Here is a 9,743-nt window from a genome sequence, read left to right as displayed (position 1 = left end):
GGCCGTCGGCGGGGTGAAGATGCCGAACAGGTTGCCGGCCGGGTCACGCAGGTACGCGAACGCCGGACCGCCCGGACCCGGCTCGAGCTGCTTGCTCACCACCGACCCGCCCAGACCCTCGGCCGCCGCGCACGTGGCAGCTACGTCGGCGACGAGGATGTAGAACACCGCGTGATCGGGCATCTGACCGCCCGTGTTGGCGATGCCGCCCATCGGCGCGTCGGCGCCGGACGCCGTGATATTGCGGTAGTCCATGCCGCCCGCGGCCGCCGCCGAGTCGGCCATGAACGACCAATTGAACAGGTCGCCGTAGAACTTCTGGGCGCCATCGGGGTCACTGGTGGCAACCTCGAACCAGGCCAGGATACCGGGTGCAGGGTTCGTCATGGGTGTCTCCTTCTCGTGGGTCCGGCCCGCCGGACGGTGGGCTAAACCCACTATCCCTGGGCTCCGCGACAGCCCTATGTCGGTGTTTCTCGGCGACATTTGCGGGCCTCATGACCAGACGGGGGTCTTCGTGATCAGGCCGTCGACGAACGGCTCGCGGGTCGGGCGCTCTGGTCGCGGCCAAGGCGGCATCCTCTCGGCCGCGGTGATGCGATCCATCCGGAAGACTCGGTCGTCACGGCGTAGGTGGCACCAGGCAGTGAGATAGGAGCCGTTCGGCCCCACGACCACGTGCTGCGGCTCAACCTCGCGTGTGGTCTCGACGGCACCGGCGTCAATGTAGCGGATCCGCAGCACCTCATTCTCTCGCACCGCCCTCCAGATGACCTCAGCGATCTCGGCGTCGGGACCAGGCACCGGCTGCACAAGCAGCCGCACCGTCGCAGCGGTCGACCGCGCCTCGCCCACCGCCCGCTCGGGCATAGCCGCCACGATCTTGTTGAGCGCACTACGCGCGTCGCGGGCCCAGAGCACGTGCTCGGACCGGCTCAGCGCCACCGCCACCACCGCCAACTCCTGCGGCGTGAAGTTGAGCGGTGGCAGCGACATCGAACGATCAAGCACGTAGCCACCACGCCGTCCCTGCCGGCCCGAGACGGGTACCCCCGCTTGTCCCAGCGCACTCAAATCGCGCTCGACAGTGCGGACGCTGACCTCGAAGTGCTCCGCCAGCTGCCTCGCCGTGCGACCGCGCGGCCCGGCAGCCCGCAGCTCCTCGACCAACGCGTACAACCGATCAATCCGGTTCATAACCAGAGGTTAACCGCAGCCACCGACACCGGCCGTTCCGATCCGGTGCCGTGGCGTGACCCACGCGCGTCCCCGGCAACGGCCTGCAGGACGTCTTGCGTCGATCTCCGACGTCCTAGTTCACTCGGTGGGGTTACCTTCGGGGTCGACGACCATCTGGGGCCGGGCCTCGCGGAGCAGACCGAAGTCAGGCGGCTCGGTGAACACGCCGAACGTGACGTCGCCCGGGTCGCAGGGGGTGGGCGACCACGACCAGGAAATGACACGAGCATGGTCGTCCTCCTGGACGACCGTGTACGTGGCGACGGTGAAGCCGGTGTGCCGGCGTTCCCAGATGCCGCTACCGACAAGGGTCTCGGTCGTGTCGCCGGCATCGGTGTCGTCGAGTGTCCACTTGGTGGCTGGGCGCAGGCACACCTCGACTCTGCTCGTGCCGACCTGCTGCTCGACGACCTCACGGACGGTGAAGACATCCGGGCCCTGACGCAGTGCAACGTCACCGTTCTCACTCCGGACGTCACGAACTGTCCGCGTGTACGTCGGGTTGATCTCACTCTCGTCGGCGACCGCTGCGAGGCTGGGGGCGGAGAAGTTCAGGGCGTTGATCGAGGCGTTCATCCACCGGGTGTACTCGTGCACAGCCACCACCCGTGGGTCGTCGTCGTGTTCGCTCGAAGGCGGCACTCCGCCCTGCCACGTTACGGCTGCCCGGACAGGAAGCGGCTCGGGCGCCGGGTCGGAACACGCGGCGACGGCCAGCATCGCGATCAGGGTCACCGCGGCAGCCTGCACACCGCGGCGGATCGGTATCGTCGGCGTCGTCAGAGATGCCCTCACCATTCGTCACGCTCCCCGGCGGGGCCGATGAGCATCTCGGATGTGACCTCGTGGAGCAGGTCCAGCTCAGGCTGCTGGACGAAGGTCCCGAACGCCACGTCCTCCGGGTCGCACGGCCCACCGACGTCGGCGCCGTCGTACTCTTGCTCATCGAGCACGCGGTCGACGATCCACCGATCATCCGCGGCTTCGAGCCAGTAGTGCACGAGGATGAAGTTGTCGGGCCGGCGCTCCCAGATGTCGTCGCCGACAAGGGTCCGGCTCTCCTCGACCTCGTATCGGTCGGCATTCCACCCGGTGGCGTCGCGCTGGCAAACCTCAATGAGGGATCCGTCGTCGCCTGCGAGCATCACCTGGACGATGCTGTACTCGGGCGGGCCCGCGCGAAGGGTGAGCCGCCCATGCTCAACGTCCGAACGCGTCTCCCTGTACACCCGCTTGATCTCGAGCTCGTCGGCGACCGCCGCGAGGCCGGGGTCGGAGAAGTTCAGGGCGTTGATCGAGGCGTTCATCCACCGGACGTACTCGCGAACGGCCTCGACCCGCGGGCCGGCAACCGGGTCATCATCGGATGGCACCGCCCCGCCGTCCCACGTCACGGCAGCCCGGACTGGTAGCGGGTCGGGCGGCCCGGAGCACGCAGCTGCGGAAAACACTGCGGCGACGATCAGGGCCGCCCAGCGCGGAGTCGTCGTCATAGACGATGATTCTTACCGATGCGGACCACCGACGCGAGTTATCAACCCCAGCGGCCGACATGAGCCGGGCTCGATCAAGCGGTGAACCAGAGGGCGAAGAGTCCGACGACGATGGCTCCGCAGATCGACATGCTCGCTGTGTAACCGGACCGTCGACGCGCCCGCGGAAGCACCAGGGGAGCCACCAGGCCGATACCGAGCCCGAGAGGAACGGACAGCAGCACGCCGAAGATCAGGGCGTAGCCGTGCGGATCGACAGCCGGATCGAATCGGCTGGCTACGACTCTGGAAACCAGGATCAGGAACGGCACGCCGAGCAGCACGGCGGCTACACCTCCGGCGATCCTGGTCATCGCGTCATGGCGCCGCGTTGACGGTGTGGTCATGCACCTGAGAATGGCACACATGGCTGAGGTGAAGCTGGGTGGCGCCACGCCGGGCGCAATCACCGGTAGGGGCGGAAGAACGCGCGCAGCTCCTCTGCGTAGAGTTCGGGCTCCTCGAACGGCGCGAAATGCCCGCCGCGCGCGGGCTCGGTCACTCGCACAACGTTCGCCGTGCGCTCGAGCCACGCCCGCGGTGGGCGCATGATGTCGCCACGGAAGAGCGAGAAGCCGGACGGCACCTCGACCCGGCGGACGAGCTGCGCGGGTGGAATCGCGGCGTTCGCGCTGTACATACGCATAGACGAGGCGATCGTCCCGGTGAGCCAATAGAGCGTGACGTTCGTGAGGATCTCATCCTTCGTGAAGCGCCGTTCGATGTCTCCGTCACTGTCGCTCCACGCCCGCAGCTTCTCGACGATCCACGCGGCGAGCCCGGCCGGCGAGTCGGTCAGCCCGAACGCGGCGGTCTGGGGCTTCGTCCGGTGCATGGCGGCGTAGGCGCCCTCGGTCGCGCCCCAGCCAACGGCGTCCTCGAACCATGCTCGCTCTTCGGATGTGAGGTCCGCCGGGTCGCCGCCGAAGACGGGCAGACCTCCATCCATGCGGTGGACCGCCATGACCCGGTCGGAATGGTCGAGCCCGAGATAGCGGCTCACGTGGCTGCCGAGGTCACCGCCTGCCGCGCCGAACCGCTCGTAGCCGAGGACGCTCATGAGCTCGGCCCAGAGGCCGGCCACTGTGATGGAATCGAGCGGCGGACCCGTGGGGTGGTCGGAGTACCCGTAGCCCGGCATGTCGGGCACGACGACGTCGAAGGCGTCAACGGGGTCGGCGCCGTGCGCGCCGGGGTCGGTCAGGAGCGGGATGACCTTCGCGTAGCGCCAGAACGAGTCCGGCCAGCCGTGGCAGAGGACCAGTGGCAAGACCGGTCCGGTCGGCGCCGCGGCCCGGGCGTGCACGAAGTGGATCCCAAGGCCACCGAGCGCGACGCGGAAGCGCGGGAGCCGTGCGAGCGCCGCTTCCTGCGCCGGCCAGTCGAATCCGTCCGCCCAGTACGCGGCAAGCTCGCGGAGGTAGGCAAGATCGGTCCCGAGCGACCATCCGGCGTCCTCGGGCGCGTCCGGCCAGCGCGTGGCACGTAGCCGTATGCGGAGGTCTTCGATCGCCGCGGGATCCGCCAGGGGCGTGAACGGTTCAACACGGGACGGCAGTTCCGGCATGGGACTCACCCTACTGGCGGCGCCGCGTTGTCCGGCGAGCTCGCACCGAAGTGACCGGATCCGTCCGCATGATGGCATGATGCGGCCTTCCCCGACGTCCCGCACAGGCGCAGGATCGACACATGAACCGTGCTCTTCTCGTCATCGACGTCCAGGAGTCCTTCCGCCAGCGTCCACTGTGGAAACTCATCTCCAACCCGGACATCGCCAAACCCGTCAGCGAGCTGGTCGGGCTGGCCCGGGCGCAAGGGGACTTCGTCGCCTGGGTCCTGCACACCGAGCCGGGCAGCGGCGGCGCCTTCGACCCCGCCAGCGGTCACGTCAAGCTGCTGGGAGGTCTGGAGCCCGAACACGGTGAACCAGTGCTCACCAAGACGTCGCACAATGCCTTCACCACCACGAATCTCCAGCGGTTGCTCACGTCGCGGGGTGTTCACGAGCTGAGCATTTGCGGGATCCGGACCGAGCAGTGCTGCGAGACGACCGCACGGCTGGCGTCCGATCTCGGCTACGAGGTCACATTCGTCACCGACGCGACCGCGACCAACGCGATTCCGCACCGCGACGCACCGCCCACGCTGACCCCGGATGAGATCCTCGCCGATCCGCGGACTCTGCATACGGACGAGATCATCAGCCGGACCGAGTACGCGCTCGCCGGTCGCTTCGCGAACATCCGGACCGTCGCCGAGCTGACCGGAACGCGCTAGTCAGGCCAGATCGTGACTCGCGTTGTCTTCGTTCTCGTGCCTCGCCTGCACATGCTGGACCTGGCGGGGCCGGCCCCCAGGTGTTATCGACGGCCGAACGGTAGGGCTTGGCGGGTAGGAACTCACACGGCTCGGCTTCGAAACTCGGGCGGGTCGGCACCGTAGCGTGTAGTAGCACCCCATAGCGGCTCCGTGCCGTCGATGCGTCCGGGCGGCCCGATGACGTGAACGGGTCGATCGCCGCCGGTCAGGGTCATCCGGTATTCATCCGGGTCCACCGGCCTTTCATGCCCAGCCCGGCCCGATCCTCCACGAAAGAGCCAGTTGGCCGTCTGGGCCAGGGACAACGACGTATGCACGGGCGGCTCGCCTCGCCGCGTCCGCGCCACGGCCGACAACGCGGCCGCCGCGGCGAGGTATCCCGTCGCGTGGTCGAGCACCTGAGCCGGCATGGCACCTGGGTGATCAGGGCTCCCTTCGGCGTCCGCGATACCCGCAGCGCACTGCACCAGCGAGTCGAACCCGCGACGTCCGGACCACGGCCCTGTCCTCCCCCACGCAGACAGCTCCACCACAGTCAGGTGCGGGTGACGCTCGACGAGGTCGCGCTTTGCCAAGCCGTACCGATCGAGCGCTCCCGGGCGGTACCCATGCACGACGACGTCCGCCTCGGCGAAGAGCTGCTCGAGGCGCGACCGGCCGTCGCGCTCGGCGAAGTCGAGCAGCGAACTGCGCTTTCCGGGGAGCATGTCCAGAGCCTGCGCGGGTATCTCCGGCAGGCGCGGGCTGTCGATCCTCAACACGTCGGCGCCCCATGCCGCGAGGGTGCGGGTGGCGACGGGTCCGGCGATGACCCGGGTCAGATCAAGCACGCGGTACCCCTGTGCCATGCGGCCCGGTCGATCGTCTGGACTGGCGAGGCTCGGACCGGCTGGCTGATCACGCTCCATGAGCGGTAGATCGGCGATGGCACGGCCGTGCGGATGCGCATTCCACTCGCCCCGGTTGCGGACCACAGAGCCGAGCGCGCCGGCGTCGGCCAACGTGTCCTCCAGCTCGACGCCGCGCCACCCCCGGATCGACTCGGCCACGGCTTCGGGCCGGCCGTCACAACCCAGTACTGCGAGCGCCCGTTCGTGATGCCAGTCGTAGTTCGCGTGCAGCCGCAGCCAGCCGTCTGCTGTCCGCCAGAACGTCGACAACGCAGCGAACAGATCCGGCGCCCCGCTTCCGTCGTCGCGGGCATACCGCTCGCTTCGCGCCGCCGCTGCGACGTGCCTGGCATCAACAGAGACAGACGCGACGTCTCTGCCGGTGCGCGCCGCGTCGAGAACGGACGCGGCGAGCGTGGACGCCGATACTGCTGCCACCATCGCCCGCATCGCCGGCAACCTGGACGACAGCAGCGCCGGGTCCCACCGCTGGACGTTCACCAGGCTCAAGGCGTCGGGCGGACCGCCCAGACACAGCCACGCCTCGGCCAGCATCCGATCGGTTTCTTCAGATACGGTCGCCATCACGCGTTCACGCTATCGAGGGTCGTCTGAGTTTTGGTGGAGGGTTTGACACGCCATGGCGTGTCAAACCCTCCACCGTTGTTGGGACAACTGTCAGCGGCGGACCAACCGGACGCGGTACTCCTGTGTCTGCGAGCCGTCCTCGCTCTGCACAGCGACGACGACCGTGCGGTTCAGCTGATCACTGCTCGTGTCCTCGACTCCGACGGTGGCGTACGGGTCGGCGGCGCTCGCCGCGACGACGCTGCGCCGCGGACTCTGCACCGTGACCTCGTACGTGTCCGTGCCCGGATCGAACCCGTCGATCGGAACACCATCCACCTCGATCGACGCCGCGTCAGCGTTCGACGAGACGCCAGGAGCGTCGGCGTAGACCTCGATCTCGCTGAGAGTCATGTAGCCCGACGGCCGGGCGGCCATGACGACTCGCACCGCGTCGGCCGAATCCGCGGACACCGGGACATCGACCACCGGCGCGTCGCCGCCGTCCCATTCGACCTCGACGTCACCGCTCGCGTCGACCCACGTACCGTCGGCGTCCCGGATCTCGACTCGCAGGCTCTCCGCCACGCTCGGATTGTTGCCGTCGCGGTAGAAGTGCGTCACCACGCGGGTCACATCACGCCCAGCCGGAAGTTCGAAGGTGACCGTGTCCGACGGGTTCTTGGTGTCCCCCGACTTCCAGTTCGACCACGCCTTCTCGGTGGTATTGCCGTTGCGCAGCCGGTCCGGTGAGTAGCCGCCCTCGGTGAAGGTCGCACTCGCCTCCACGCCGTCGTCGAGTGCCGCGTTCGCCTCCACCGGCTCGGTCACCTGCACTCGCAGCGTCGCCTCGACCGTGCTGCCGTCGATCACCTCGGCGACGCCGTCCAGGGTCGCCACCCCTACGTCGTCGAACGCGCCGTCGGGTGCGCTTTCCCACGTCACCGGCACATCAACCTCGGCCCCATGCTCGCCTACGCCGACGACGGTCTCCGGCAGCTCACCCGGAGCAGCGCCGACATAGGTCTTGGCGCGGCCGGGTCGTGTCGACGTGATGGCGTCCACGGTGACGATCGCCTCCGCGCGGAACGTCCTGCCCAGCGCGTCGGTCGCCTCGCCGGGAACCAGCACCGTACCCGGCTTCGCCCACCGCGCGTCCGGCATCGGTTCCCAGGTCACCGGCAGCTCACCGCGGACGCCGTCCCGGTAGACGCCCGCGACTGTCGCCGGCAGCTCCGGCGCCAGACCCGGAACCGTGAAAACCTCGGCGGTGTCGGTCCCGGCGACCGTCTCGTCGATCACCGTCCAGCGCTGGTTGGCTCCGGAGCTCGGAGTCCAGGTTCCCACCGGACTGCCGTCGCCCGTGGCGTGCCCGGAGACGTCGATCAGCCGGCCGGTGGCGGCATTGACGAATGTGTACGTGCCGTCACCAGTCGTCGACATGGTCCACTGCGCAGCGTCGTCGATGTCACCATCGCTGGACGCCGGATCCTCCAGGACCAGGCTGCCGTCGCGCATGGCGAGCCGCTGACCGCTATCGACGTTGCTGATCGCGTACCGCTCCCGGTTGCTGAGGCCGTCGGTGAGCTGCTCGACCGACCACAGCTGGTCGGCGCGGTTCGTGTCGGTGGAGCGGATCACGGCGCCGCTGCCGTCCTCGGACGGGGCGAGCGAGTGCCCGCTCTGCACGCCCTCCAACCGATAGACATGGTCCGGCTGCACCAGCGCTGCATCCTTCGCTACACCGCTGACGCCATCGACCACGAACGTCGTCACGGACTTCGCCGGAACGACGACGCTCGCCGAGTCACCGTCGACCCAGACCGGATCGCCCTCGACGAGACCGCCGTCGGCGCCGCTCACGATGGGCGTGACCGTGGCGCGCCGGTCGATCTTCTTGAACAGGGACAGGTCCAGGGTCACGTCCCGCGACGAGGTGCTGTCGTTGACGTGCACGACGGTCGCGGCCTTCCCGGACTCCTTCAGCGCGGCGACGCTGGAGGTGTCGTCGACCTTCACCATGCGGTCGCCGGGTTCGATGTAGTGGGTAAAGTTGCGGATGGTGTCGAACTTGGTGTTGGTCTGGATCGGGCAGGAATCGAGCGTGTCGTCGTCGGTGCAGTCGAACGGGATGTGGATGCTGCCCCAGTTGCCACCGCCCTCCACCTGCGGGCTCGTGTCCTCGATCGGCTGCCAGAGCACCCAGGCCGAGGGCTCCAGTTCGCGCATGTCGTTCACGATCCGGTTGGCGATCCCAAGCCCTGGTTCCATGCTCGTGTAGTCCGTCGGGGAGTGGAACGACCCCTCGACCTCGCTCTGCCACAGCACCTTGTCGTCGCCCTTGGCGAGGTCGCGCACCGCGGTGCGCTGACCGGTGCCGTAGGTGTGCACATTCATCTGTTCCACGGCGGCCCTGGACTCGTCCGTGTACGCGTTCCAGTTCTCCAGGAAGGTGCCCGGGTTCGTCTCGTCCATCGCGGAGATGACGGCGTCCGTGTCGGCCCCTTGCAGCGCGTCGCGCAGCGCCTGGATGACCTTCTGCTGCAGCTCAGGTCCGGCGTGCACACCCTCCTGGCGCCCGCCGACGGGCTGGCCGTCCGGACCGAGCGTGGTGGTCCAGTACGTCGTGTTCGGCTCGTTGAGCGGATCCACAGTGTCGAACTCGATGCCGTGGGCCTCCTCGAGGTGATCCATGACCCGCGCCAGGTAGGTGCCGAAGTCGTCGAGGGTGTCCTCGCGGATCGAGTCCTCACCGGCATTGAACGGCCCGGACACGTAGCCGTTGATGGTCTGGAACCACGGCGGCGAGTTGCTGAACGCCTCCCAATGGTCCACCCGGTCCTTGATCGCCTCGATCCACCAGCGCTGGTTGGCGTCGGCGTCCCAGTTCCAGTGGTCCGGGTTGTCCGGGTCCCACCAGTCCATGTCCTCCCGGGTGGTGCCCTCCGGGGCGTTCCAGAAACCCTCCATGGTGGCGCCGACCTTCATGTAGTCGTCGCGCACGTCGGGCGCGTTGCCGCCGCCGATGTTGTAGCGGGCGATGTTGAGCCGCAGGCCGTCCTCGCCGAACACCATGTCGACGAGCTTCTCGCGGATCTCGTCCGGATAGCCGCCGGTGGCGTTGCCCGACCAGACCAGGCTCGCGCCCCAGCCTTCGAACTTCTGCTGCTGATACGACGGGTCGATCTGGACGGTC

Annotated in this window: 9 protein-coding genes; 1 reads left to right on the top strand and 8 read right to left on the bottom strand. The window is 68.3% G+C overall.

What is annotated here, in order from left to right; translation table 11 throughout:
• From ELR45_RS26845 to ELR45_RS26820, 6 genes are all read right to left on the bottom strand, one after another.
• A partial coding sequence (locus ELR45_RS26845) for a VOC family protein (protein WP_129669095.1) occupies positions 1-387 on the bottom strand: 387 nt, incomplete at its 3' end.
• A gap of 108 nt (positions 388-495) precedes the next feature.
• Positions 496-1,197 (bottom strand): helix-turn-helix transcriptional regulator, encoded by a 702-nt coding sequence (locus ELR45_RS26840; RefSeq protein ID WP_129669055.1) that lies wholly within the window; start codon positions 1,195-1,197, stop codon positions 496-498.
• 120 nt (positions 1,198-1,317) lie between these two features.
• Positions 1,318-2,037, bottom strand: coding sequence for a hypothetical protein (locus ELR45_RS26835; protein ID WP_129669054.1), 720 nt, complete (start codon positions 2,035-2,037; stop codon positions 1,318-1,320).
• A complete protein-coding gene (locus tag ELR45_RS26830; RefSeq protein WP_129669053.1) occupies positions 2,031-2,732 on the bottom strand; it encodes a hypothetical protein in 702 nt (233 codons plus the stop codon). Before ELR45_RS26830 ends, ELR45_RS26835 begins: the two co-directional genes overlap by 7 nt.
• 74 nt (positions 2,733-2,806) lie before the next feature.
• On the bottom strand, positions 2,807-3,118 hold the full coding sequence (locus tag ELR45_RS26825; RefSeq protein ID WP_129669052.1) for a hypothetical protein: 312 nt from the start codon (positions 3,116-3,118) through the stop codon (positions 2,807-2,809).
• Between the two features lie 59 nt (positions 3,119-3,177).
• Complete coding sequence (locus tag ELR45_RS26820; RefSeq protein WP_129669051.1) at positions 3,178-4,338, bottom strand: epoxide hydrolase family protein; 1,161 nt, start codon at positions 4,336-4,338, stop codon at positions 3,178-3,180.
• Between the two features lie 122 nt (positions 4,339-4,460).
• Here ELR45_RS26820 and ELR45_RS26815 point away from each other — a divergent pair, with 122 nt between their 5' ends.
• Positions 4,461-5,048 (top strand): cysteine hydrolase family protein, encoded by a 588-nt coding sequence (locus tag ELR45_RS26815; RefSeq protein ID WP_129669050.1) that lies wholly within the window; start codon positions 4,461-4,463, stop codon positions 5,046-5,048.
• Between the two features lie 122 nt (positions 5,049-5,170).
• Here the strand turns inward: ELR45_RS26815 and ELR45_RS26810 are convergent, their stop codons facing one another.
• Positions 5,171-6,565 (bottom strand): CoA transferase, encoded by a 1,395-nt coding sequence (locus tag ELR45_RS26810; protein ID WP_129669049.1) that lies wholly within the window; start codon positions 6,563-6,565, stop codon positions 5,171-5,173.
• A 93-nt stretch (positions 6,566-6,658) separates the two neighbouring features.
• On the bottom strand, positions 6,659-9,743 hold a 3,085-nt coding region (locus ELR45_RS26805; protein ID WP_205857337.1), incomplete at its 5' end, for an RICIN domain-containing protein.

The organism is Phytoactinopolyspora endophytica (assembly GCF_004138495.1).
In the GTDB taxonomy this organism is placed as follows: Bacteria; Actinomycetota; Actinomycetes; order Jiangellales; family Jiangellaceae; genus Phytoactinopolyspora; species Phytoactinopolyspora endophytica.
This window is presented reverse-complemented; position numbering and strand designations above follow the sequence as displayed.